This is a genomic window from Lunatimonas salinarum (assembly GCF_017811155.1).
Lineage (GTDB): Bacteria > Bacteroidota > Bacteroidia > Cytophagales > Cyclobacteriaceae > Lunatimonas > Lunatimonas salinarum.
Map to the genome: position 1 here is coordinate 294,730 of NZ_JACVCV010000001.1, position 25,909 is coordinate 320,638.

Below are 25,909 nucleotides of genomic sequence, written 5' to 3' on the forward strand. Positions count from 1 at the left end.
AAAAATCCCACTACTAGTAAACACTGTGAACCATTAACGAATTCTACTGCAAAGAAGACAGTTGCTAATCCATCCCTGGGCTTTGAATAATGAAATGATCATTTTTGTAAACAAAAAGACCATACAGTACGCTTCATTTACGTTATATTTAGGCATGCAAGCAATCCACACTGCACTCATTTTATTGGCAGCAGGGAACTCCTCCCGTTTGGGTAGACCCAAGCAACTGCTCCCGGCAGGACACTCCCACCTCATGGGGCGCATGATGGAGGAATCGGGAAAAGTGCCCTTCCGACAAAAAGTGTTGGTTCTCGGCGCTTACAGTAGCCAGTTAATAACAAATCTATATTCTAATGATTTTCAGTTAGTTATAAACAACCAATGGCATCAAGGAATGGCTACCAGTATCCGGGCCGGTTTGGAACATGTGTTAAAAGATCCCTCCATAGATCAGGTGATGATTTTGCTTTGTGACCAGCCGTTTGTCGATGCTTCCTTGCTTCTGCGTCTGTTGGCATGCAGTCGGAAGAGTACAAAAGGCATCATCGCCAGCACCTACGCAGACACTCTAGGTGTACCTGTAGTATTCAAAAAACCCTATTTTTCCTATATGTTAAAAATGCAGGGCCAGGGCGGGGCAAAGCAGCTTATTGGGCGGCATAGGGATGACGTAGACACCGTAGCGTTTCCCAATGGCCATATTGATATTGATACGGAAGAGGACTACGATGCCTACACAAAAAATGACCTCGGACATTTTTTAAACAAGAAGGAACTTTGACGGATTAGATTAGTATAAAATGCCAAAAAAAAAGTACGTTTTATTGATTTTAACCAATAAGACCGAAATAAATACCTTTAATCCCCAGAAACGCTAGGTATATTTAATCCGGAAAATCAGGCAACAAATTATGAAAAAAATCTTACTCACCTCTTTCGTGGTGGTCATTTGCCACATGACTTTCGGGCAAGATGTCACCAACCATTCCGGTGCCAATGTATTCCTTGAACTTGGTGGGGCGGCGGGGGTTTCTGCAAATTTTGAGAAAATGTACCCGATCGCCAACCGATATTTCGCTTCTGGTCGCGCCGGTATGGGTCTTTTCCCAAGCGACGGAGGGATGTTCCACTTCGGAAGCTGGGTACCCATGATACCACTAGGGGTAAATCTGGGTTATGGCAAAACCCTTTCACTGGAAACCGGCCTGGGGGTGGTTTTAGGGTTTTCCGACCTTCAGCGTGATTACAGAAATCTGAAAAAAACCCTGAAATGGTGGGTCCCAACGATTGGCTTTCGATATCAGCGGCAAGGCAAAGGATTATTTCTCCGGTTAGGCTATACGCCCCATATTTTAAACGCCGGTTGCAGCGATCCTATTTGCAAGGGTCCCGCCACAAACCAGGGATATTTTCACATGGTCGGGTTGAGCATTGGCACAAGGGTAGGGATAAAGGGAAACTAGTCAATAGAAAAACCAATCAGGGTTACTCAAAAAGTCTGCCCAGTATCTTCTACCCCAACCAACGCCACCCTGTCACTACGAGCAACCATTGAACCCGGCGGCTAAGCCTGCCAAGCCCAGCGTATCAGCGCAATGGTCAATCCGACCAAGCCACCGACCACAGCCCCGTTAAGCCGGATATACTGTAGATCGTTTCCGACCTTATCCCGAATTTGTTCCATCAACCCTTGGTTATCCAGTTTTTCCAAACTTTCCCGCACGATGTTGCCGATTTCCGGGTGGTAGGTGTTGAGCAGCTTAGAAAGGGTGGCTTTTAGCCAGTTATCCATGGCATCCACGCTACGGCGGTCTGCCATAAGCTCATGTAAAAACCGCTGTGTTCTTTCAATCAAAAACTGCATCAAGGAGGTCTCTGCGTGCGACAAATGATCATGTATGGTTTCCTTGGCGCCATTTAGTGCTTGCCGGATAATCGATTGTGCCCCCTTATGCAGAATCAGGTTGCGCTTTAGGTTTTGGACATACTCCCGACTGCCTGTTCCTGTGTCCATCAGGCTGGCTGCGAATTCCAAAACGGACCGGTCCAGCTTTTGCCGAAGTGGGTGTTCGCGATCCCTTCCCACCTCCTCTGCAAGCACCAAAGCGATATCAATCAGCCGATCAGCCAAAAGATCTATGTCTATTCCACCCGTCCGTTTCCCTATCCAAACCGTGGTACCCTTTACCCAATCCTGCCTGCTATAGGCATCCAAGGCGCTTTTAAGCTTTTTGTAAACCACTTCCCGAGTCTCGGGCTTGTGGATAGACTCAGTCATCTCGTCCAACAGCAATTCCAGCAGCGGGTGGTGCTTGCCCTCCTTGATGATTTCCTGAATCCATTCACCGAGGGGTTTTTCGATTTCCAGTCTCTCCATTTGGTTTTTAAGGATCCTTTGCATCCAAAGGACCAACTTTGGGCTGTCCAGATGATCGGACAGGCTGAGAATGATCCTTCTCAATACATCCATTAACCGCCCTAGGGTATCCGGGTTATTAAGTTCTTGGATCAGGCTTTCGCCCAGGTCTACACCTGCTAATTTATCGCGGATACTTTCGGGCGAAAGCCACTTGTTGGTAACCATATCGACTATTCCCTCGGTCAATTTCCGCCGGTTTTTAACAATAATATTGGTGTGCCTGCGGACAATCGGAATGGGAATTTCATAAAACAAGGCACTTACCGCAAACCAATCGGCTACAGCCCCAATTGTAGCGGCCTCAAAACCCGCGGCCAGTATGCGCCAAAGAGGCTCGCTCAGCCATCCTAAATAGATTGAAACCTCCAACGACACAAAACCAAGTATCGCGAAAAAAAGAGAATGTTTCCCGACATTACTTTTTGATAGATGCATAGGCAAGACTCGACTCTTTGAAATTCTCCGGTTAAAATATCAAAAATCATTCAAAACTTCGTAGTTATCCCGTAGCGGAGGGCCTAGTCGGCTTCTATTAGCCTTACCCAACCATTGGAGCCTGTAGGTATATGTTGTCGTAAACAGGCCAAAGGCAAAATTTAAGTTGTTGCCCGTGTAAATATGTCGGAAAATATAAATATCATTGTAATTGTGTTTTCATTTTTCGGTTCAGCTGAAAGATGATCTTTCGCGTCTCGACTAACTTCAAAAAATTCATTGAAACTATTTTTGGAATGGTTTACCGGTTTTTGACATATAGTTCCTTTTTCAGACGCGGTCTCGTTGGGGTTTTGGGAGTTTTTTTGACTGCATTGACCCTATATCATTCAATCGGCGGCGGCGAGTTTACATTTGACACCATTGTAATTACCGGTCAGAGACCACAGCTTGCAATGCTATATCGCGAAGAGCTGACTATAGATTTGTCGTTTATCGAATATACCTATAGCGGCAGTGATGGATTGACCCTTTCCATTTTGCCAGGGGATGGATATGACGTGTTGCCAAATAATCAGATAGTTCCTACGGTTACCTATATCCCAAGTTGGCCTGCCGAAGGTGTCCGTATTCTTGTAAATGTACAACTAAGCGACGGTACGGATCAAAGCAATGTATTTCCAATGGAAATAGTGGTAATTCCCCCTATACTTGCATTGAACTACAATGAAAGTAGCTGTCAGGGTACAATAAGCATTACGGCATCCGCCTATAAGCCAACGCTTACCAGCGTGGTTTCCTTTCCCTTTATCTTTCAACTTTTCGACAGCGAGGGTAATTTATTTGACGAACGTATTGTAACCAACGGATCCCCGTTCGACCAAAGTGCCACGGCGACCTTCGGGACGCTTGCCAATCCATTGGATCGGGAAGAGCCCTATCGGCTGGTGGTAATAGACAGATTGGGTAGAGTGTATGAACGGGCTGCGGGGCCTTTGGGACAGGCCTACTCCTTGGATATCGCCATGAATTTTAGCGGGTTGGTCTGCCCGGGAGACAATACCGGCATAGCAGAATTTGTCATCAACAATGCTGCGTTGCCCCTTTTGGAGTTTTTGGTATATGACCAAAACGACAACTTGGTGACCATGGACTACACGATACAGTCTCAAGAGGGAGGGCTGGTGGTAGCACAGGTACAAAACCTCCTACCAGGAAGCTACCGGGTAGAAATCCGCGACAGGTTTACCTGCGAAGGAGGCAGGGAGTTTGAGCTTGTCATACCTAATCCCCTTAGCTTCGAGTCGGATATCACACCCATTACCTGTCCGGAAAACTTTGATGGTTCCATCCGTCTGGACATCACTGGTGGTTGGTCAGAGCCGTTTCCGGGTAATCTCCGAGAGCAATGGACTACTTATGGTGTCCTTTGGTACAGTCAGTCTGGGGAGCTCCTGGGGAATTCTGAAAGTAACTTTATCTTAGATGGAGCGGGTGAAATCGTCGGTGTGCGAAACGAACTATCAGGACTGACATCCGGGAGTTACTATGCAGAAATTTACGACCGAGGGCGGGTGTTTGAGTTTCCCGAATCGGATCCGCTGGTATGTATTACACGAACGCCTCTTTTCGAAATCGAAGGGCCTGAGGTGCTGCGATTAAACAGCCAATTTTCCAATATATCCTGCTTTGGGCAGCAGGATGGGTTTATTTCCATTGATCCCACCGGCGGTGTGGGCACTTATCAGATCACTTGGTACAGAGGTAATTTTGTCGATTTACTGAATCCCGATCCAATCGGATTGACCGTATTTGCGCCACCTGCCGGAACCACACCGATGGAGCGAGAAAATTTACCGGGTGGAGACTATGCCATTTTACTGCGTGATGAAAACGGCTGCTTTATTGCTGAAAATTTCACCATTGAAGAGCCTGCAGAACTGGCCATTAGTGAAAATCCCGATGAACGCGTAAACATTCTTTGTTTCGGCGAAACGTCCGGTTCATTTACGCTAGCTATCGATCAAGCTTCTACGGCGCCGTTTTTAGTGCAGATTCATGAGACAGGAGAGGAACCCGGTTCTACGCAAACCCTTACCAGAAACGAAGAAGGCCCTTTCGTCGTATCGAATCTGGCAGCTGGGGAATATTCCGTCATTGTCACTGACGCACGGGGATGTACAGAGGAAATCGAAGGCATCGAACTTACGCAGCCTTCGCAAGAACTTAGGATAGAAGGGCTAAGAACATCCAGGTTTGGCGATTATCAGATTAGCTGCTTTGGAGCAACGGATGGGTTTATTGACCTTTTCGTTACCGGTGGAGTGGGTGATTACACATTTTCTTGGACAGGGCCCAACGGATTCACGGCAGACACGGAGACAATTTCCGGCGTTTCCGGTGGTACGTATGTCTTTGTCGTCACCGATGAAAATGGCTGTTCTGAATCCTTTGGGCAGCTTACGCTTGAGCAACCACCCCAACTAACGGTCAGTTCGGAGGTATCTGATTTCAACGGTTTTCAAATCAGCTGTCACGGTGCGAATGACGGCTATATCCGAAATGTGGTTCAGGGTGGCAGCGGCAGTTACTATGTAGAATGGACCGGTCCGAATGGTTTTTCTTCTACAGAGGCTGATATCAGTGGTCTTACACCGGGTACTTACGAACTTACCATTTCCGACGATAATGGATGCGCTTTAGAGCCTAGAATCTTCGAGATAAACGAGCCGGATCCGTTGGAAATTGAAGAGGACGAGTCGCTGCGTGAAGACGTTGGCTGCTTCGGACAGGAAACCGGTGTCATTCATGTTGATTTCTTGTCCTCGTCCGTAGGCCCCTACGTGATTGAATTGGTTGAATCCGAGTCTCCCCTTCCTGTTCGTAGTATATCGGGGTTTGATGGAAGCAGCTATACCTTCGAAAACCTATCCGCTGGGCTGTATACCGTGCGGGTCATAGATGCCAACGGGTGCCAAGATACTTTGGAAGAAATCCCTATCATCCAACCCGAAAATGGATTGGAGCTGAGCAACCTAGTAGTTTCGAATTTCAATGGTTTTGAAATATCTTGCCATGGTGCCGCAGATGGAAGCATTTCGTATATATTAACCGGAAGTCAAGGAGACGTAAGCTACAGTTGGCAGGGACTTGACGGCTTTACCTCCAACTCTCCTACCCTTACCGGTCTAGGTCCTGGAGAATACCGGCTGCTAGTTGAAGACGAGAGTGGATGTACTTTGGAAGAACTTTTTACACTCACCGAACCCGATCCCCTGGTACTTAGCGACGACGTCTCAGATTACAATGGTTTTCAGATACAATGCAACGGCGCATCAGATGGTTTTATCAGATTGTTGCCGTCGGGTGGAGCCCCTGAATACCAGTTTAGCTGGACAGGTGACAATGGATTCGTGAGCGATGCTGCCAACCTCGAAAATATTCCGGCAGGCACCTACATTGTGACCATCACCGATTTGAATGGCTGCCAAATCACCGAAACCTACCAAATCACCGAGCCCGAAAGCCTAGAGATCACGGAATACGTAGACCTCAGGCAAAATGTACAATGCTTTGGAGAAAGCAACGGGGAGATTCACGTAGAGATCACCCGCCCCTCCGCAGGCCCATATAACTACTACATTCAGGTGGAAGGCGAAGCACTAGGCAGTGCCGGTTCAGCCGAGAATCTACTTGATACAGAATGGGTATTCCGCAACCTCCCGGCAGGCATCTACGAAGTGACGGTGGTGGATATAAACGGCTGCACCCAGTCCATCGATGGATTGGAAATCACCCAACCTGAAACGGGAATTGCCATTTCTGAAGTACGTGTGGAGGACTACAACGGTTTTCAGATATCCTGTTTTGGGGCAAATGATGGCAGAATCGAAGTAGTGCTTTCCGGGGGAACGGGAGATTACACGTATTCCTGGACCGGACCTAATGGATTTACCGCGTCCAGTCCGTCCATTGAAACCCTCCTACCTGGAAGCTATGAACTGACCATCAGCGATGACAATGGTTGCGTGGTGGAAACGGGCCCCATTGATATCATCGAACCGGCACCTGTTTCCCTGACCGAAACGCTATCTGACTATAACGGATTTTCGGTTAGTTGCTTTGGAGGAAATGATGGATTTATCGACCTAGACCTGGGAGGTGGTACTGACACCTACACCATCGAATGGAACGGCCCGAATGGGTTTACCTCCGGAGATCGGCGGATCGAAAACCTTCCGGCAGGCACCTACGCCGTTTTAGTTACCGACGAAAATGAATGCGTCATTGCCGGCACCTTTGAGTTAACGGAGCCCCCTCTCCTGGAAGCGTCGGCTACTGCCGTGGTGGATGTCCTCTGCCATGGGCAGAATACGGGTGCGATAAGCCTAAACATGTCAGGAGGCGTATCTGACAACTATTCTTTTGCTTGGTTCAGGGATGGCAATCTGACGAATGAAATCGATCAGAACCCTGCCAATTTATTTGCGGGAAATTACACGGTGATCGTTTCCGATGACAATGGTTGTCAAGTGACGTTGGACAACCTAGTGATTCTGGAGCCGCCTACTCCGTTAACACTATCACTTACCGCAACGGAGGTTAGCTGCTATAACGCAAACGATGGAAGCATTACTTCCGAAATCAACGGGGGAGTTGCCCCTTACCAGATAAGTTGGAATTTTGGATCCATTCAGCCAAATCTAACCGGACTGGGCCCTGGATTATATGAGCTGACGGTGATCGATGCCAACGGATGTATGACGGTAGAAGCCGTGACCATTCCCGAGGTTCCTGTATTCGATGTAGATCCGGAGGTAGGGCAGGTGACTTGTTTTGGTGAGAATGATGGGTATATCAACCTGAATCTGGTAGGTGGTCAACGGCCTGTTCGTGCCATCTGGGACCACGGACCTGAAGGTGCTGCATTGTTTAACCTGCCTCCCGGCGAGTACGGTGTGACGATCACCGAAGAGGCTGGATGCGTGATACGTAGGGAATTCATTATTACAGAGCCAGATATCCTGATCGTCACAGGCATCGTGGAAGATGCGCTGGCATGTGACAATGGGCAGAGCGGCAGCATCAACCTCGTGGTTTCTGGCGGAAGGCCTCCGTTTCAATTTCGGTGGAGCAATGGAGCGGAAACGCAAAATATCCAAAACCTTTCTTCTGGACAGTATGCCGTTGAAGTATTGGACAGCGCGGGTTGCTTTGCCACGCAGCGGTTTCAGGTACGTAGGCCGCGTCCCATTGAGGTTTCCACCGTTCAATACCAAGAAGCCCAATGCGAACCAAGGGAAATTAAAACCGTATTCGAGCTGAATATCGATGGTGGGGTGGCTCCCTACACGATTCAATGGAGCAGCGGACAGGTATCCAACGATGGATACCGAATGGAATCCGAAGAACCTGGTCTTTATACTGTCACGGTCACTGACGCAGCAGGCTGCCAATATGTGGAATCCCATGAAGTTGCCAATAGCCGAGTGGTAATCGCCGGAGAGTACCGTTCCCAGTCGTTTCTTCAATATCAGGCCCACTTGGTTAATTTTGACATGGAGTTTATCAACCAAAGCAGCGGGGATATCAGAAGTTTCTATTGGGACTTTGGCGATGGCAATGCCAGCGATGAGGCGAACCCGGTGCATCGGTACCAATCAGAAGGTACTTATGACGTGACCTTACGGGCTGTGGATGCGTTTGAGTGTGAGCACATTTTCCCCATGCAGATTACCATACTCGACCATTTTATGATGGTGCCAAACATCTTCAGTCCCAATGCAGATGGCATGAACGACTACTTTGTTCCGAAATTCCTGCAGGTTGCAAGTATGGACTTCCGAATAATGAACAAATGGGGTGAGATTGTCTTTCATTCCAATGAATTACAGACAGTGGGTTGGGATGGGCGACTAAACGGCGAAGAGGCCATACCGGGGAATTACGTGTATCAAGTAAAATATAGCACGATGGATGGAAGGCCTTTTACCAAAACAGGGGTATTTTTACTGGTAAGATGATGAAGAAGATCACCGTCATATCGATCCTCATCCTATGTATGGCCGCCCAGGTTCGTGCACAGGATTTTCAGTTTTCGCAGTTTTACGCTGCTCCCCTTTACTTAAGTCCTGCCTTTGCCGGCTCCACGGATCTCTCGCGTGTCGGGGTAAATTACCGCAAACAATGGCCGGGACTAGGGTACGATTTCAATTCCTACTCTGCCTATATAGACCATTACATCTTGGATTACAATAGCGGCGTGGGCTTCGCCATTAACAGTTTTGAAGAAACCCACATGAAGCTGAAATTCACCGATGTGAGCCTTCACTATGCCTACAAATTAGCACTTGACGACTATAGTTCGTTGCGGTTCGGTGGGCAGCTTTCCTACGTCATGCGCAATGCCGCCTTGGACCACCTTGTTTTTGGCGATCAGATTAATCTGTTTGACAGAACGGTGAACACTACTAGCTTGGATGCTATGGCCCTTCAGGAGCCAGTCAATTATTTGGATTACGCTTTTGGTGCCCTGTTTATGAACCACCGGTTTTGGCTGGGAACCAGTGCCCATCACGTATCCCGCCCCAGCTATACGTTTTTCATGGACGACAACGACAATCGCCTGCCCGTTAAGTGGAGCGTACATGGAGGATATATGATCGATGTCAATGCCCGTGATTTTAGAAACGGCATTCCGGACAACTATATCATTCTGTCTGCAAACTACAAAGAACAGGGGCCGTTCAAGCAGATCGATCTCAACGTACAGCAGCAGTATGGCATATTTGTCGGTGGATTGGGTTACCGGGGGTTGGTCAGTTCCGAGGAGCTTCCCTATCAGGCCACCTTGGTAGGGCTAATGGGCGTAACGCTGGAGTCCGGACTATCCATCGGTTACAGCTACGATTACATGCTTTCTGCCTTTGGCCGCAGCACTGCTGGGGCCCACGAAATTTCAGTCCGCTATGCCTGGCTTGCGGGAGATCCGCGAAAGCGTAACCAACGGAGAACCATTCTTTCCTGCCCTTTTTAAAATTACCGTAAAAAATCTGCCTAGAATTTATTAAACGCCTGACTCAAAACAAAATCCCAATTCCTCCAGCGTTGGGGTGTTTGATGTGGATTTTAGTTGAATGGAAACCAACCGATTCTTATACTTAATTGCCATTACATTTGAACGGTGATATTTGGAGGGAATATCCAATATGGAACCGAAAAATAAATTCTCACCCTCCGATATTAAATAAACTCCCGAATCTGTGGGCTCCGTGACATTCAATAGATCGATTAATTGCATCTGTTTATAATTTGTTCTTAAGCGGTCAGATGGAATCCCTGCCTACCGGCAGGCAAGTCGCACGTATTATAATCGTCCCTCTGTGCGTCGCTTGCGTCGTGCTCGATTTCATGTGGTTAATTTTGTTCCCTCTGATAATCAGAGACTAACCCCCGCATGTCAGTTTATATAAATTTTAATAACCTTTCGAATGATGCCACTATTAAATTGCTCATACACAAAAACAGAATCAGGAGCCTTCCTACTTGGCACTCTAAATTCTCTGCAAATTTCAATAATATTTCCTATTCCAAACATCATACCGATCGAAAATCCAACAAAGAAAATTAATGCATCCATACACTGTATTAATTAGATAAAATTATTCTCGAAATTTTAATTCAGTTTCTTTCCGGTTTTTATCATCACTATCTGTTAAAGATGCATTCTTTAAGTATATAGACAAATTTCTATAAATAAATTTAATTGAAACAATTTCAAAACTAAAATACTTGTACGGCACATCTACTAAAGAATTAAAATATAATCTTTCGTTATAAACAAAAAGAAAAACACTTATATCCGAACATTCTGAAATATTAACAAATTCAATCAACCTCATACCCAAGCAAAGTCTATTCTTATAACGACTTATTATCATCTCTCGCCACAAATGTACTGTGATCAGGGAAAATAGAAACAGCAACCTCCTCAGCTATGCTACTTTTTCGAAAGCTCTTAATTAAAGATAAGCCATAAGCAGATTCAACAGAAGGATTAGTGATAGTTGAAACGGTTCCAAATACCCCAAGTTTATCACGAAACTTATGGTGGAAGCTTTCGTTCACTTCATTTCCTTCTACATAAAATATGGATAGATCACCGGTAGTACGACAAATAAATTCGATCTTCTTTTTTAGGAAATTGATGTAAAATGACTCGAAATCCTCCGATAGTTTTACAGATGATTCTCCCAGCTTCTCTAATAAATTCTCTGCCTCAAAATAAGAACCCGCTTCCTGAATTTTAACAAATTCTCTGAATCCAGGGCCTAGAACGTATCTCTGATTTAAATAAGGCTTTTTAATGTCAAAAAAAATTCCCTCAAGACTATCCATACCAAAGTATAAAACGACAAAGGTGTTTAACCCTATAGAATGAGCTATCCAATTTGCCTGACCAAAGAGATTGGGGTAAATATGAAATTTCCGAATACGAATCGATTTGCTTCTAAGTCCCCCATTGAACATATAGCGAACCTTTTTAAGTGTAATAAAATTTGAAAAGTCGGCATGATTTTGATAGTAATCCTTTAGCCCAACGCCAATATTAAGATTGATATTGGATTTTGGTATATTTAATACACAGATTCCGGCGTGAAGCACATAGCTTACCCAATCCTCGAGATTGGGACGCAATGGATACCTAGATTCATGCTCATGCCTTATCTTTAACTTAAATAAATAGTTGATTCCAAAAATAACAATATTATCACGTTCATGCACATCGTAAAATCCGCTGTCTTCGGTCAATGGATACATATCCACCCTATTATCCAATGAAATATTAAACCCCATAACGTTTGGTTTTATTTATTAAATCGTCCAGAAATTTAAACATAGATATCTCCTGAAAAGAAAATCCAAAATAAAAAGACACTTTCAGTAAATAAAATGCCATTGCAGCAAACTGATGGTTCCTCCAAGTAAAAAAGCAGCGTTAGAAATTTCAGTAGTACTTGATTAACATATTTGAATATTGTTTGAATTTGATCAAAATCAACCTATCTTTATTACCAGATAATCACCTAAAGAATTACTAACCTCGGAAGCTTTTAATTCAAAAGAAAAATTTGAATACATCTTGCTATTTTCTTAAATTTAAAAGTATATCGGAAAAAATCAGAACTATTTATGACTAATATCCTATTAGCTGAGGACGATCTCGGAATGAACTTAATGGTTTCCAAAGTACTGAAATCGAACAATTACAATGTAATTAGCGCATACAATGGTAAGGAGGCTATTGAAATATTAGAAAAATCCAAAATAGATATTGTCATCACAGACATAATGATGCCGTTTGTTGATGGTATCGAACTTTTAAATTACATTAAGTCTTCTCAAGGGACGAATAGCATTCCAGTTATTGGCTTTTCTGCGGGCAATAAAGAAAAGATATTTGCCAGATTAGGCGATTATAAATTTGACTTTTTTTACGAAAAACCGGTTAACTTAAAGGTCTTGGTAGAAAAAATAAATGAGTTGCTATTGTAAATATTCATTATTATCCAAAATAGATTTCAATTCGTTATAGTATCCTCTCCGAATGGGGATGGTCAAATGACCTGCTACGAGGGTTTTACTATTTAGGGATTTTATATACTTGATGTTTACCACATGGGATTTATGTACTCTTATAAATTGATCTTGCGGCAGTTCGACATGTAGTTCCTTCAATATTTTTCTTTCCAGTATGGTGCTTCGATTACTGGTAATTAACCTAGTATACAACCCCTCTGCTTTAAGTGCTACAATTTCATAAGTAAAAAGATATGTGATGTAACCCTTATCTCTAACCTTAATTCGTTGACCCCTTTGATCGACATCCTTTGGAATAATCGAAGAAGTAGCCAAGTACAACGCTGTTTTAAAGCTATCTTTGGAAATAGGCTTTACCAGGTAATTTAAAGGCTTAGTACTAAATGCATGTTCAAGTGTGCGATCGTCTGAGAAAGCCGTCATAAAAATTATGGGAACCCCATGATCACGCTGTATAACCTTTGCCAAATCTATTCCGTCAAATTCCCCCTTAATCTTGATATCAATCAAAATCAAATCCGGCTTAGCCCCTTTTAGAAAATACAATACAGCAGGAGCATTGTCAAAAATACCCAGCACAGCATATCCCAACTCCTCGATCAACTCCGAATAGTTTTCAGCTAGATCCGGATCGTCTTCGATAATGATTATTTTGTTTTTCATCTGTTTATAATTTGTTCTTAAGCGGTCAGATGGAATCTCGCACGTATTACAATCGTCCCTCCGTGTGTCGCTTGCGTCGTGCTCGATTTCATGTGTCTATAATTGTTATTCAGCGGTCAAATGGAATCCCTGCCTACCGGCAGGCAGGTCGCACGAATTACAGTCGTCCCTCTGTGTGTCGCTTGCGTCATGCTCGATTTCATCTGTCTATAATTGATTCTTAATGGTCACTACTTGTCCGGGTTTATTCGCATGCCCTTCCTGATCATAATCGGGAGAATACCTCATTATAATCATTATTCTATGAAAGAACCTTTCTTTTGGACATTTCATCAAATTTCCGGATTTAATCGGATTTCAACGATAAAGTCACCCTTGCTATCGGTATAGGCAGCTAAATCTCCTCCACAACTTCGTAGGTAGTGCTGAGATAGAAACAGTCCTAAGCCCAGGCCTTGCTGCTCAAAGTACTCTCTGTTTATTTGGGTAAATGGCTTTATCTCAACCGCTAAATTTTCAGGTAGATAGTTTTGCTTATTTTTCATGGTCAGTAACCCAGCATCCAGAAAAATCGAAATATTCGAATCTGCCACACTAAATTTTAACGCATTTTCGAATAACTCCGTCACCACAAATTGCCACTGTTCCGCATTCATTCGAAATGAACTATCTGACCCGAAAAAGCGAACCCTAGGGCTAATTTCGAGCTTATTTACCGTTTCTTCGATCGATTCTTTTAACGAACGTATGATTTCTAAAGGCGCATTTGTTTGAGAAACTTCTTGAAAAAGGGTAATCTTAGTCAAACTCCTATTGAGCCGTTCGGCTGATTTCAGGGCCATTTTGAGCAATTCCTTATTTTCAGGACTTCCCATCTCTTCGGAGGCTGTTTGCACCAAATAGTCCAAAATGGACAAAATACCGAAAAGGGGCGTTCGCAATTCATGGTATTTGATATTCCGCTCTGAATGTACGATGCTGTATATTTTTTTATCCAACCACTGCATCCGCTCGCTCCTCCTCCTAATGATAGCGTTAACAGCTGCGATAAGGTCTTCCTCGTAGATTGGTTTGGTCAAGTAGTCTTCCGCGCCCCCTAACATACCCTTTCGGGCATCCTCCTTGGCTACCCTCGCCGTGAGAAAAATAAAGGGCACATTCACCAAGTCACTTTGTGAACGGACTTTTTCCAAGAACTCATACCCATCCATCCCAGGCATCATTACGTCTGAAATAATCAGGTCCACGTCGGTATGCGGGAGCATTTCCAACGCCGAAGCCGCTGATCCGCAAGCTTGCACCTCGAAGCCGTTGATTTCCAAAATCTCGGAAAGATTTTCCCTTAATTCCGCTTCATCCTCCACTAACAGAATCTTTGCTGCCATTGGGAATTTTAAGTTTAAATGTAGTTCCTTTATTTTCTTTGCTCTCAAAGGAGATTTTACCTCCTAACCGCATGGTAAATTCACTTACAATATGAAGTCCTAACCCTGTCCCTTGAATAAGTTCCGCATTCTTGGCCCTATAAAAGGAATCAAAAATATGCTTTTGATCTTCCTTGGGAATACCTATCCCCTGATCTTTGACCGTTATTTCAAAATCCTGCGCATGGTAGGTAAGATGCAATTCCAACCCCTCCCCATCCGGTCTACCGTATTTAACGGCATTTTCAATCAAATTGGACACTACGTGCCTGAGTAGGTTTTCGTCGGTGTAGACGATTTTTTCAGCCTCCGGAAAAAACTTCCGTTGCTTCCGCATTGCTGGCATTTCAGCACAAAATGTATCACACATTTCATCTAAAAACGCCTTAATGGGAACGGGACTTAACGTTACCTTTAAACTTCCGGCAGCGTTCTTTTCCAGTATGAGAATGTCTTCTATTACTCCACTGAGACGCTTTACCTGCCTGGTAATTTTATCCACATGACCTAATGACTTAGCGGCTAGCTCCTTGTCATTTATCTTGGCTAGGTAACTCTTTAGCAACTGATTTGAGCTCAATATGGTAGATAGCGGCGTGCGGAGTTCGTGCGAGGTCATGGAAATAAACCTAGATTTAAGCATATTTAGCTCCTTTTCCTTCTCATACGAACTCACCAGGCGTTGCAGCATCAATTCCCGTTCCGTTACATCTCTGGAAACCGCCAAATAGGTACCTGAGGGTTCGTCGTCCTTAGAAAGATAATTAATAATGATCTCCAAGTAGACTGTTTTTCGGGAAATTTTATGCGGATACTTGGCAATGATTACATTGGATGAATTGCGGGAAAAACTTCGCTGCTCAGATTTGCCAAACGCTTCATCGGGGGTCTTTCCGATTGCTTCTTCGGGCAAATAACCTAAAATTCGATAAAGAGAAGGCGAAACATACCGAAATGTGCCGTCAGGATCGTGAAAGGCAATGATGTCATTTGCTGACTCAGAAAGCATTTGAAACAGCTGATTGGTCCTTTCCCGTTCCTCCTCCGCCAATCTCCGCTGTCTGGATAAACGGATCGTTTGAATAAAGTTTGCATAGCTATTGCTGATGGGACGTAAAAATTCCACATCTTTTTCCGAATAACCATCCTGACTATTGGCCAAACCTATCATACCGATTAGTTCGCCATTTTTGCTTATAGGTAACCCTAAAAATGCCAATAGCGGAGGGTGACCTTGGGGCAAGCCCCCACTCCTCGGATCTTGAGACGGGTTATTCGATATCACAGGAACACGGTTTACCAAACAATACCCAAAAAGTGTATCCAAATTGCGAAATTCGATGCCGACTTTGAAATTTTTTTGATAAAAGGCTTCCGTTTCTTCCGACCAAGAAATATTTGTTATGGTGTGTGACTTTAAATAAGGTTTTCCATCATCTCCATAAAAAACCTCTCCCATAAATCCAAACCGACTGCCAGTAAGCGTTAATATTTTCACCAGTAAGGCATCCAAAGGCTTCCTAAAGTCCTCGTCAAACAAAAAGCTAACTTGGATTTCATTTACTGTCTGGAGCAATTCATTTACTTTTAAGAGATCCTTACTAGTCTTTTTTACCTCCGCTTCCTTTTCCTTTAAATCCGTTATATCGGAAATCCTACCATATATTTTTTGTTCTCCATCCAACTCAGAATATTCGATCCAACGAAGATCATTTACCCAGAAAATTTCCCCCGCCTTATTGCATATTCGGTAACTTGCGTTTACGGATTTTAAATCTGGCAATTTTTTAAATTGAGCAAACAACTGTGCCTGATCCTCTATGTGAACCATGGAACTTAAAAACCCTTCCTTTAGATACTCTTCGGGACCAAAACCAAAATTTTCAATATTCTCCGAAATAAAAACACTCGACCCATTTATATCCAATGCATAGATGGTGTCGCTTACATTTTTAAGAACGGTCTCGTACCGGGCACTGATTTCATTCCGAATTAACTCACTTTCCTTTTCCCGATCGATATCTAAGATAAATCCAAAATAGCGCTTTGCCCCATACGCCTGCTGAGCCTGTATTACAGAGGCCTTGACCCACTTGAAACTCCCCTGGCTCGTTAAAATTTTGACCTCAATTTGATGTTCTTGAGAGGTGCTTTTTGTTCTCTTTGCAACAAACTCCCAAAATTTTTCCCTAAAACTCGGCTTTATGAAGTCCTCTATATTTTTCCCTATCGCCCGTTGCATGGAAATCCCGGTCATCGTTATCCATGCTTTACTCAGAAATTTAATTCGAAATTTATCGTCCAGTATAAAAAGGACCTCACCTACATGATCGATGATATTCTTGTACCTCAACTTTTCACGCTGTATCCGCCGCCTCTGCCGCTTATTTTCAATTATGGCCCCTAAAGTGGCCCCCAACGCATGCAAGGCCGTTTTCTGTTGTTCACTAAAAAGCTCGTCACTCTTGCAATTGTCAAATCCAATAAATCCCCAGAAGTTGTCTCCACAAAAAACAGGAATAAACAAAAAGGCCAGAATTCCCTGTACCCGCATGGTTTCCTTAAAATGCTCATTTTCATTCTCCTCTACCCGACCATTGATGACTTTATTTTCCAACAACTGCTCCCCAATATTTTCAAAAGCATCCCAAGGAACGTAGGCTAACAAGGGAAGCCCTAATTGCGGCTCCACATTAGGAGCCACCCATTCAAACTTGTAGGAAAAAAATTCCGCCCCATCCTTTCCAACATAATTTTTAAATATATAGACCCTATCAACCTCTGTAGCTTCCCCAAGCGTGGCGATTACAGCTTGAATAGATGCTTTGAGATTTCTAGGATCACTAAAAATCTGATACGATTCTCCGATTGCTTTTAAAATCCTTTCGCTATTCATTCACATTATACTTAGATCACCTTCTCAGAAGAAATCCCGGGACTAAATACTCACTCTAATCCATTAGGTGCGTACTCCTCTCTCCTCACATAAAGGTTAAAGAAATATATGATAAAATGTATTGGTTTTTAATAAAGTGCATCAAAAAATAAACCATTTGCTCGGTTGACACTACTAAATGCATCAAAACACCAATAAACCTCCGCTGCTGATCTACTTCGTTCACTATCTTGTATTCGAGGCCTTAGACCGGAATCATTAATTTTTGGCCCTGAAAACGCTAAAAACATCCGTTGGTCTGAGGTAGCGTTAAGCCCATTTGTCGTGCCAAAATTCAACACAATAAAAAAAGTACGCTATACGGCTTGGTACAGCTGTTATACTCCTCGGGAAAAATTCCCAAAGATAAACACCCAATCAAAAGCCATTTAAAGCCAAACGCTACCTTCTAAATGATCTCAAAGTAACGCTTGCGCTCCCAATCCGTTACCGTTGCGGCAAATTCCCGGCATTCCCACTCCCTTGTGGCACAAAAATGCGCGACAAATGCCTCTCCAAATAATTCCTTGGCCACAGCAGATTGTTTCATCACGGCTGTCGCCTCGGCAAGCGATGCAGGAATGGTACCGTTGCTAAAATCCCGATAGCCGTTGCCGAGTGTGGCCGGCTGCTCCAAGGGAATCTTATGCCGAATTCCATATAAACCAGCCGCCAAACAAGCCGACATGGCCAAATAAGGATTGACATCGGAGCCAACTACCCGGGTTTCCAGACGGGTAGAAGACTTACTGCGGGAAAGAACTCGCAGTGCCGTGGTACGGTTGTCAAAAGCCCAAGTCAGCGTGGTCGGCGCCCAAGCCCCCTCCACCAGGCGCTTGTAACTATTGATCGTAGGCGCCACCAAGGGAAGCATGTGTGGAAGGCAGTGGAGCTGTCCGGCTACGTAGTGCTTCATCGTTTCGCTCATGTGGTAGCGGTCTGCCGGATTGAAAAAAAGGTTTGTCTTTTTCTCCAAATCCCACAGACTTTGGTGTATATGTCCGCCATTGCCAGGTAACTTTTCCGACCACTTGGCCATAAAGGTCGCCATCACGCCATGTCGATAGGCAATCTCTTTGACGGTGGTCTTAAACAATGTGGCGCGATCTGCCGCTTCGAGCACATCTCCGTACTGAATCGCCGCCTCGTATACACCCGGTCCGGTTTCTGTGTGAAGCCCTTCCAGCGGAATACCAAAACCTGCACAGGAATCGAACAGGTCGTGAAAAAACGCTGACTTTTGGGAAGACTTAAGGATTGAATAACCAAACATTCCCGGTGTCATCGGTTTAGTCCTTCCGGGTTCACCCGAATGAAATGCATCCGGTGTGGTCTCAAAGTTAAACCATTCAAATTCCTCCGAAAACAAGGGGGTAAACCCTTCCGCAATAGCCTGTCTTCGGATGCGCTTTAGGAGAGTCCGCGGACATACGTCCAACCCTACGCCCGACGCATCGCTAAAATCAGCCAGGAAAAAAGGAATATTATTCTCCCAAGTGATGAGTCGCATGGTATTTATATCTACGATGGCATCAAAATCCGGGTACCCATTGTGCCAACCGGTCACCGCTACATTGTCGTAGGACTTGTCATCCATGTCCCACCCAAATACCACCGCACAAAACCCCATGCCCCCTTCGAGGATGGATTGAAACTTATCTGCAGAGACGATCTTACCGCGTAGGATCCCGTCTATGTCCACGATGGCAAGCTTTACCTTGGTACACGCTTGGTCTTGAAGGTAAGCGTTTATTTCTTCTATGGTTTTAGGCATTTCGGCTGTCGTTTTCCAGGTTGTTGTAGATAACTAATCGAAAGAATAGGTAGGCACCAATCAGCATCGCAAAAAATATCAGCGCTAGCATGAAATTGTAGACCACCATCGCAATCAAGGAAATGATCGCGATGACCAAGGCGGTAGCCGGAAACAATGGGTAAAGGGGCACCTTAAAGGGACGCTCCATATTCGGCTCCTTTTTCCGAAGGGCAAAAAAGGAAACCATAGATAGGATATACAACACCAAGGCCCCGAATACTGCAATGGTAATAATCTCTCCAGTCTTGCCGGTAAGCAGTGCAATGATTCCGATCACCATGTTGAAGATTAGTGCATTGGCGGGTGTCTTAAATCTGCCATTCACCCTTCCAAATGACCGGGGCGCATACCCAACCCTCCCGAATTCAAACGTAGAGCGTCCGGCTGCCAGAATGATGCCATTGAAAGAGGCTACCAATCCAAATAATGCGATAAATGTAAGCATCTGATACAGCATATGATCATTGCCTACGATAAATGCCATGGCCATGGGCAGTGGGGAATCAGAGGGTTCAGTGCTGCCTTCCGGGTATACAACTGACTCCCAGCCGGCAACACCAGCCGCCGCGGTGAACGTAAGTACACACAAAATAATCAAAGTCAATAAGGCCGTACCAAAGCCAATCAAGATGTTTTTCTGAGGATTGATTGTCTCCTCGGCCACATTCGCAACCCCCTCAATGGCTAAGAAAAACCAAATCGCAAACGGGATCGCAGCAACTACTCCCATATATCCATTTGGGAGCGCATTCTGATGAAGGTTGTTGATCTCCACCTCAGGAAGTGCAACGGAGGCAAACAATAACAGCCCCCCTACCGCTACGATGGTGATAAACAATTCAAAAGAAGCCGCCACCTGTAAACCGGAAATATTCAGGGCCGTAAAGATAAAGTAGGCAACTATCCCAATCCAAATGACCTCCAACTGCGGAAAAAAAATGGAAAAGTAAGCTCCTATGCCCGCTGCAATGGCAGGAGGGGCAAAAATAAATTCGATATTTTGGGCCATTCCCGTCAAAAACCCCAAGTGCCTCCCCAAGCCTCGCTCTGCATAGGCAAACGCTCCGCCCGCCTTCGGTATCGCACAAGCCATCTCAGTATAACTAAAGGTAAAGGTAATGTACATGACGATTATGAAAGCTACGGCAATTGCCAGCCCCCAAGTACCGCCAGCTGCCAGCCCCAGGTTCCATCCGAAATAATTTCCCGAAATAACGTAGCCTACACCAAGGCCCCAGAGCATGAAAGGGCCCAGCGTCTTTTTAAGTTGCTCATTACTTGTAGTTTGTTGAGTCATAAAATATCTTGTGGTAATTGGTGGTTATGAATATAGGTACTCTTCTGAACTAAAATGACCTGCTGCCAAATGCAGTAAATCAAAAATTTCTTTGTTCAATTTTTAAATATATCAAAGAAAAGCGTATCCACACACGCGTTCAGGGAAGAAAATCAGAAAATTCTCCAACAGGAGTGCTACCCCTATTCAGCCTTTTTGGACTACTTTTAAGTGCGTATTTTTTTTGATCGCCAGCATGCCTGAAATTTCGTCCTTTAGCTTAGAAGGAAAAGATACTGGTTTATTCCAGGTAGCGACCCTACCTTTGTGGCTTTACCAGACAACAACCCTCCAAACGAATGAAGAACATAAGCGTCATCGGTGCTGGCACCATGGGCAATGGCATTGCGCACGTATTCGCCCAGTACGGTTTTCAGGTTTCGCATGTAGATCTTTCCAATGATCGGTTAGATAAGGCATTGCGTTCCATCGCATCCAATTTGGCGAGACAGGTAAAGAAGGAACAGCTAACCGAGGGAGAAAAGCAAGCGGCATTGGACAGAATCAATACCTATGTTGATTTGGGGCCTGGAGTAGCTCAGGCTGATTTGGTTATAGAGGCAGTCGCAGAGGATCTCGACCTAAAAAGGGACATTTTCAAAAAACTAGATGAGCTATGCCCACCGGCTGCGATCCTGGCTTCCAACACTTCTTCCATTTCTATCACTTCCCTTGGGGCGGGCACCAAACGGCCCGACCGGGTAATTGGCATGCACTTTATGAATCCTGTACCCATTATGAGGCTGGTAGAAGTGATTCGGGGATTCGGCACCTCCGATATGACTTGCCAGGCCATCATGGCGCTGAGTAGGCAGATTCAAAAGGATCCGGTGGAAGTGCAGGATTACCCGGGCTTTGTGGCAAACCGAATCCTAATGCCTATGATAAACGAAGCCATTTACACGCTCTATGAGGGAGTTTCCGGCGTGGAACAAATTGATACCGTCATGCGTATGGGAATGGCGCACCCGATGGGGCCGCTTCAATTAGCCGATTTTATCGGATTGGATGTATGCCTCTCCATCTTAAAAGTGTTGTATCAGGGCTTCGCCAATCCCAAATATGCCCCCTGTCCCCTATTGGTTAAGATGGTAGAAGCTGGATTTACCGGTGTCAAGGCCGGAGAGGGCTTTTATGTGTACCAGAATGGATACAAGGATTTTACTGTTTCACCGCGATTTAACTAAAACGAACATATGCACATCGCCATAGCAGGAAACATTGGATGCGGAAAAACCACTCTTACCAATCGCCTTTCCAAACATTACGGATGGAAGGCGGAATTTGAACCGGTGGAAAACAATCCCTACCTGGCCGACTTCTATGAAGACATGACTAAGTGGGCATTTCATTTGCAGGTATTTTTCTTGCACAGCCGGTTTCAGCAGATGAGCCGCATCATGCAGGATACGCAACACACCATTCAGGACCGAACCATCTACGAAGACGCACATATCTTTGCGGCAAATCTCTTTCAAAATGGCATCCTATCGCCAAGAGATTACGAAAACTATCGGGGGCTCTACGACTCGATGATCGATTTCATTTCTCCGCCGGATTTGCTCATCTACCTTCGCTCCGACATCGGGACATTGGTAGCGCAGATTGAAAAACGCGGTAGGGACTTTGAAAAAAGCATCCGCATTGACTACCTGAAAAGCCTCAATGAACAATATGAAAGCTGGATCGGTAGCTACCAAAAGAGCAAGCTATTGATCGTGGATGTATCCAAGCTGGATTTTGTGGGCCGTCAGGAAGATTTTGCCGGGATTGTGGAAAATATAGACCGGGAACTATATGGACTGTTTCGTTAAGCTACTTGCTGAGCAATCCTTATTCGGTCTTTCTAAGAAGCCAATTGGCCAATACCTGAAGGGTTTTTTCATCCGGTCTCAGCAGGAGTTGGTCCACTTTCTTCAGACTGCCTCCTACCATCAGGTTTTCATAGCCGGATAGGCGTATCAGCTTGTAGCCTTGCAGCCGGGAAATCAAATCGTATTGCAAATCGTTGTAGGCATTTAGTTTCCATCCCGCCGATCCGTTGCCGGAAAGATCTCCAGGCTCCTCCGATTCCCCGAAGCACTTGGCCGCCAACGGTGGCCCAAACCAAATGCGCTGTACCATACCCGATTGCAGGCACTGCTTCTCCTGCTGCCTACATAACCTCAAATAGCTCCCTTGCCAAGGGAAGTAAAAGAAAGTGTAGAGTTCGCTCCGCAGCGTCTCTAGCCGGTACCGGTTGAAATGAACTTCATCGTCAAAAAGAAAAAGGCAACGATCCAACTGAAAGTCAAACTTCAACTTCTGAAGCTTTGGGGCGGGCCCCACCCCTTGGAGTGCTTGATACCCATTCAGCAAAAGTGCCTCCGACTTTGAATCCCATAACGATGAATGAACTTCCAAAAACCGATCAGAAACTACCGGATGCCCTGCAATTTCCAGCGATTCAATAAGGTATTTTGTTTTGATTTGATGCACGTCAATTCAGTAAGCTGGGAAATGATTTCAATGTAATCAAAGCAAAAACACGTATGCCTCTCTTTACTCTTCCGGCAACGATGTATCAGAAGAAGGGGCTATACGCTCCTTCAAATTGCCTTTTGAACCGGGAAAGGTGGTGCGGGTGGCTATATCCCAACTTATAAAAAGCATAATGAGTAAAAACAGGAACCCCAGCACCAGAAAGACCAGCTTATTTTTGTTCATCTGTCAACCTTTTTGAACGGTGATACTTCACGTGTCCATAAAAACATCCCCTCGCCTAAAAAGTTCACTATTGTGTCCACGCTTATACAAGAACCACCGCTTTTTTTTTAAACCTTTCGCTATTTTCCGTACAAACTTACGTAAATTTACTCAAGTGTTTCCAATCATCTACACCCATGATAGGAGCTGGAAAACCACAACCTACAGTCATGTTTAACTACCTAGATAAGGAAAGAATATTTCACTTTTTCGAAGACGAGGAAATGGTGGCGGAAATGCTGGGATTGATCCTAGCTACCAATATCAAGGAACTTAAGAACCTGAAGTCCATTTACGAATCCGGTGAGTACGAAAAGCTGCGCAAAACCTGCCATAAATCGAAGCCAACCATGCTTTATTTGGGATCGGGTTTTATGCGGGACGAACTAGAACAACTTGAACGAAACATCCCGGATCAATTTGAAGCCCTATATCCTCCCTTTTTGGAGAAAATTCTGGAACTGGAGCTGGAGATCGGCGATTTTCTCCGCGAAATGACCAATGAGTAGTCGGAGATCATGCACGCATTTTACCACGCTTCCCAGACACAATTGGGTTAAAAAAGTATGTAATCAAAAGTTTTCTTTTCGAAATTCGAAAATACTGGTTAAAATTACAACGCATTCGGGCTTTGATGACAATGAAAGGAGTCAAATCCGATTGAATGTATTTAACCACTAACCCCTATTTAGATGAATCTGAAATTTATCCCACGGAAATTTGGTCTTTTATGCCTTGTGGCAATTTGGTACGGCTGTTCCACTCCACAGGAGGAATCAGTAACCGGATTGATCACCGAAAAGGCCATGGTGGTATCTGCCCACCCACTGGCATCTGATGTTGGAAAATCCATATTGCAGCAAGGTGGAAACGCCGTAGACGCTGCTATTGCCGTGCACTTCGCTTTGGCTGTAGTATATCCCGAAGCAGGAAATATTGGAGGCGGTGGCTTTTTTGTAATTCGTCAAAAAGAAGGTACCTACCACAGCCTCGATTTCAGAGAACGCGGCCCACTAGCGGCACATCCGGATATGTATCTTGATGAAAACGGCGAAGTAATAGACCGTTTGAGCCTCAAGGGACACTTGGCTTCCGGAGTACCTGGGGCGGTTGACGGCATGGTCAAAGCACATGAAAAATTCGGCAGTTTGCCCTGGGCAGACTTGATACAACCCGCTATCGATCTCGCCAGTGAGGGTTTTGTGCTTACCGAGGGGGAGGCCAACAAATTTAATCGTGCCAAGGAAAACTTTCAGCAGTACTCTACCGTCGACCCAGTCCAGTTTACCGGGAAGGACTGGGTAACCGGCGATCGGTTAGTACAGACCCAACTAGCTGAAACGCTTACCCGTATCAGAGACCTGGGACGTGAGGGATTTTATGCAGGCCCTGTAGCGGAGTACATCGTGGCTGAAATGGAACGGGGAGGAGGTATCATAAGTCTGGAAGATTTGGAAAAGTACGAAAGCACTTGGAGAGATCCCCTGGTTGGCCAATACAAGGACTACAAGATCATCACGATGGGGCCACCTAGCAGTGGTGGATTGATCATTCTCCAAATGCTGGGCACCATGAAAGACTATCCGGTATCCAACAAAGGAGAAGACTATGCAGCATACCTGCATCTAAAAACCGAAATGGAGCGGCGGGTGTACGCCGACCGTGCAGCGTACATGGCGGATTCGGACTATTATCCCGTGCCCATAGAAGCGCTGCTGGATGAAGCATACCTGAAAAGCCGATTCCTTACCTTTGACCCGGAGAAAGCGACTCCTTCTGCCGAAATCCAGGAAGGCCAACTTCTGAGTATGAGCGAGGAGACTACGCATTTTTCGGTGGTAGACCCAATGGGCAATGCCGTGTCGTGCACGACTACCTTGAACGGAGGGATGGGTTCCTCTGTAGTAGTAGATGGCGCAGGATTTATCCTTAATAACGAAATGGACGATTTTTCGATCAAACCAGGGCACCCCAACATGTTTGGCGTATTAGGCGGCGAAGCAAACAAAGTAGAGCCGGGTAAACGTATGCTGAGCTCTATGACACCTACCATCCTCGAAAAAGGCGGAGAGCTGTACATGGTCGTGGGTACGCCGGGAGGCTCCACGATTCCTACCTCCGTGTTTCAGACCATCGTGAACGTCATCGAATTTGGCATGGGCATGCAAGAGGCGGTCAATGAAAAGCGTTTTCACAGCCAATGGCAACCCGAGGTAATCTCCTATGAACAGGGTGCGTTGACAGGTAATTTACAACAGGCATTGGAATCAAAAGGACATGTATTGACAGAACGAAGCGGCATAGGAAGAGTCGACGCGATTCTCCGGCTTCCCGACGGGAGACTAGAAGGCGGAGCAGATCCCCGTGGCATGGATGCGGCGGCAGGCTTCTAGGAAGTGATCTACTTCCGCCTGCCTTGGCTATTTCGATAGGCGATCATCGTCTACCCGATCGATTGGCTATGATATTACATGAATAAGACCGACAAGAAGGAACCAAAGCAGGCGGAATTTGATTTACTAATGATCCTTAAAGC

Annotated in this window: 20 protein-coding genes; 9 read left to right on the forward strand and 11 right to left on the reverse strand. The window is 45.0% G+C overall.

Annotated features, from left to right (window positions below):
• Nucleotides 1–82 precede the first annotated feature (82 nt).
• The gene (locus IAQ59_RS01200) at nt 83–781 is read left to right on the forward strand and encodes a nucleotidyltransferase family protein (protein ID WP_209328931.1); all 699 of its coding nucleotides are present in this window, start codon (nt 83–85) and stop codon (nt 779–781) included.
• A 130-nt stretch (nt 782–911) separates the two neighbouring features.
• Entirely contained in the window at nt 912–1,463 is a 552-nt protein-coding gene (locus IAQ59_RS01205; RefSeq protein ID WP_209328932.1) for a hypothetical protein, read from the forward strand.
• Nucleotides 1,464–1,564: 101 nt separating this feature from the next.
• Here the strand turns inward: IAQ59_RS01205 and IAQ59_RS01210 are convergent, their stop codons facing one another.
• Entirely contained in the window at nt 1,565–2,854 is a 1,290-nt protein-coding gene (locus IAQ59_RS01210) for a DUF445 domain-containing protein (protein ID WP_209328933.1), read from the reverse strand.
• 296 nt (nt 2,855–3,150) lie between these two features.
• On the opposite strand from IAQ59_RS01210, the gene IAQ59_RS01215 reads away from it, so the two are divergent.
• Both IAQ59_RS01215 and IAQ59_RS01220 read left to right on the forward strand, forming a co-directional pair.
• Nucleotides 3,151–8,877: a PKD domain-containing protein gene (locus IAQ59_RS01215; RefSeq protein WP_209328934.1), complete on the forward strand. Its 5,727-nt coding sequence runs from the start codon at nt 3,151–3,153 to the stop codon at nt 8,875–8,877.
• The gene (locus IAQ59_RS01220) at nt 8,874–9,890 is read left to right on the forward strand and encodes a PorP/SprF family type IX secretion system membrane protein (RefSeq protein ID WP_209328935.1); all 1,017 of its coding nucleotides are present in this window, start codon (nt 8,874–8,876) and stop codon (nt 9,888–9,890) included. The genes IAQ59_RS01215 and IAQ59_RS01220 overlap by 4 nt, the downstream gene beginning before the upstream one ends.
• 30 nt (nt 9,891–9,920) lie before the next feature.
• Here IAQ59_RS01220 and IAQ59_RS01225 read toward each other — a convergent pair whose 3' ends face one another.
• The 3 genes from IAQ59_RS01225 to IAQ59_RS01235 all read right to left on the reverse strand — a co-directional run bounded on the left by IAQ59_RS01225 (nt 9,921) and on the right by IAQ59_RS01235 (nt 11,710).
• Complete coding sequence (locus IAQ59_RS01225; RefSeq protein WP_209328936.1) at nt 9,921–10,154, reverse strand: hypothetical protein; 234 nt, start codon at nt 10,152–10,154, stop codon at nt 9,921–9,923.
• Nucleotides 10,155–10,313: 159 nt separating this feature from the next.
• Entirely contained in the window at nt 10,314–10,493 is a 180-nt protein-coding gene (locus IAQ59_RS01230) for a hypothetical protein (RefSeq protein WP_209328937.1), read from the reverse strand.
• Nucleotides 10,494–10,774: 281 nt separating this feature from the next.
• Nucleotides 10,775–11,710 carry a hypothetical protein gene (locus tag IAQ59_RS01235; protein ID WP_209328938.1) on the reverse strand — a complete coding sequence of 312 codons (936 nt, stop codon included), beginning with the start codon at nt 11,708–11,710 and terminating at the stop codon, nt 10,775–10,777.
• Between the two features lie 336 nt (nt 11,711–12,046).
• Between IAQ59_RS01235 and IAQ59_RS01240 the strand changes: the two genes are divergently transcribed.
• On the forward strand, nt 12,047–12,409 hold the full coding sequence (locus IAQ59_RS01240) for a response regulator (protein ID WP_209328939.1): 363 nt from the start codon (nt 12,047–12,049) through the stop codon (nt 12,407–12,409).
• Here IAQ59_RS01240 and IAQ59_RS01245 read toward each other — a convergent pair.
• From IAQ59_RS01245 to eat, 5 genes are all read right to left on the reverse strand, one after another.
• A complete protein-coding gene (locus tag IAQ59_RS01245) occupies nt 12,401–13,117 on the reverse strand; it encodes a LytR/AlgR family response regulator transcription factor (RefSeq protein ID WP_209328940.1) in 717 nt (238 codons plus the stop codon). The genes IAQ59_RS01240 and IAQ59_RS01245 overlap by 9 nt on opposite strands.
• A gap of 332 nt (nt 13,118–13,449) precedes the next feature.
• Entirely contained in the window at nt 13,450–14,502 is a 1,053-nt protein-coding gene (locus IAQ59_RS01250; protein ID WP_209328941.1) for a hybrid sensor histidine kinase/response regulator, read from the reverse strand.
• Nucleotides 14,471–17,437, reverse strand: a complete 2,967-nt coding sequence (locus IAQ59_RS01255; protein WP_209328942.1) for a PAS domain S-box protein — start codon at nt 17,435–17,437, stop codon at nt 14,471–14,473. The genes IAQ59_RS01250 and IAQ59_RS01255 overlap by 32 nt, the downstream gene beginning before the upstream one ends.
• 448 nt (nt 17,438–17,885) lie before the next feature.
• Complete coding sequence (locus IAQ59_RS01260; RefSeq protein ID WP_209328943.1) at nt 17,886–19,250, reverse strand: glutamine synthetase family protein; 1,365 nt, start codon at nt 19,248–19,250, stop codon at nt 17,886–17,888.
• Nucleotides 19,243–20,589: an ethanolamine permease gene (gene eat / locus IAQ59_RS01265; RefSeq protein WP_209328944.1), complete on the reverse strand. Its 1,347-nt coding sequence runs from the start codon at nt 20,587–20,589 to the stop codon at nt 19,243–19,245. Before eat ends, IAQ59_RS01260 begins: the two co-directional genes overlap by 8 nt.
• 338 nt (nt 20,590–20,927) lie before the next feature.
• On the opposite strand from eat, the gene IAQ59_RS01270 reads away from it, so the two are divergent.
• Both IAQ59_RS01270 and IAQ59_RS01275 read left to right on the forward strand, forming a co-directional pair.
• A complete protein-coding gene (locus IAQ59_RS01270) occupies nt 20,928–21,815 on the forward strand; it encodes a 3-hydroxybutyryl-CoA dehydrogenase (RefSeq protein WP_209328945.1) in 888 nt (295 codons plus the stop codon).
• 9 nt (nt 21,816–21,824) lie between these two features.
• Nucleotides 21,825–22,442, forward strand: coding sequence for a deoxynucleoside kinase (locus tag IAQ59_RS01275; protein WP_209328946.1), 618 nt, complete (start codon nt 21,825–21,827; stop codon nt 22,440–22,442).
• A 19-nt stretch (nt 22,443–22,461) separates the two neighbouring features.
• On the opposite strand, the gene IAQ59_RS01280 is transcribed toward IAQ59_RS01275, so the two are convergent.
• Nucleotides 22,462–23,106: a DUF7255 family protein gene (locus IAQ59_RS01280; RefSeq protein WP_209328947.1), complete on the reverse strand. Its 645-nt coding sequence runs from the start codon at nt 23,104–23,106 to the stop codon at nt 22,462–22,464.
• A 63-nt stretch (nt 23,107–23,169) separates the two neighbouring features.
• Complete coding sequence (locus IAQ59_RS01285) at nt 23,170–23,334, reverse strand: hypothetical protein (RefSeq protein WP_209328948.1); 165 nt, start codon at nt 23,332–23,334, stop codon at nt 23,170–23,172.
• Between the two features lie 209 nt (nt 23,335–23,543).
• Here IAQ59_RS01285 and IAQ59_RS01290 point away from each other — a divergent pair, with 209 nt between their 5' ends.
• Entirely contained in the window at nt 23,544–23,882 is a 339-nt protein-coding gene (locus IAQ59_RS01290) for a hypothetical protein (protein WP_209328949.1), read from the forward strand.
• Nucleotides 23,883–24,065: 183 nt separating this feature from the next.
• On the forward strand, nt 24,066–25,766 hold the full coding sequence (gene ggt / locus IAQ59_RS01295; RefSeq protein WP_209328950.1) for a gamma-glutamyltransferase: 1,701 nt from the start codon (nt 24,066–24,068) through the stop codon (nt 25,764–25,766).
• Nucleotides 25,767–25,909: the final 143 nt, after the last annotated feature.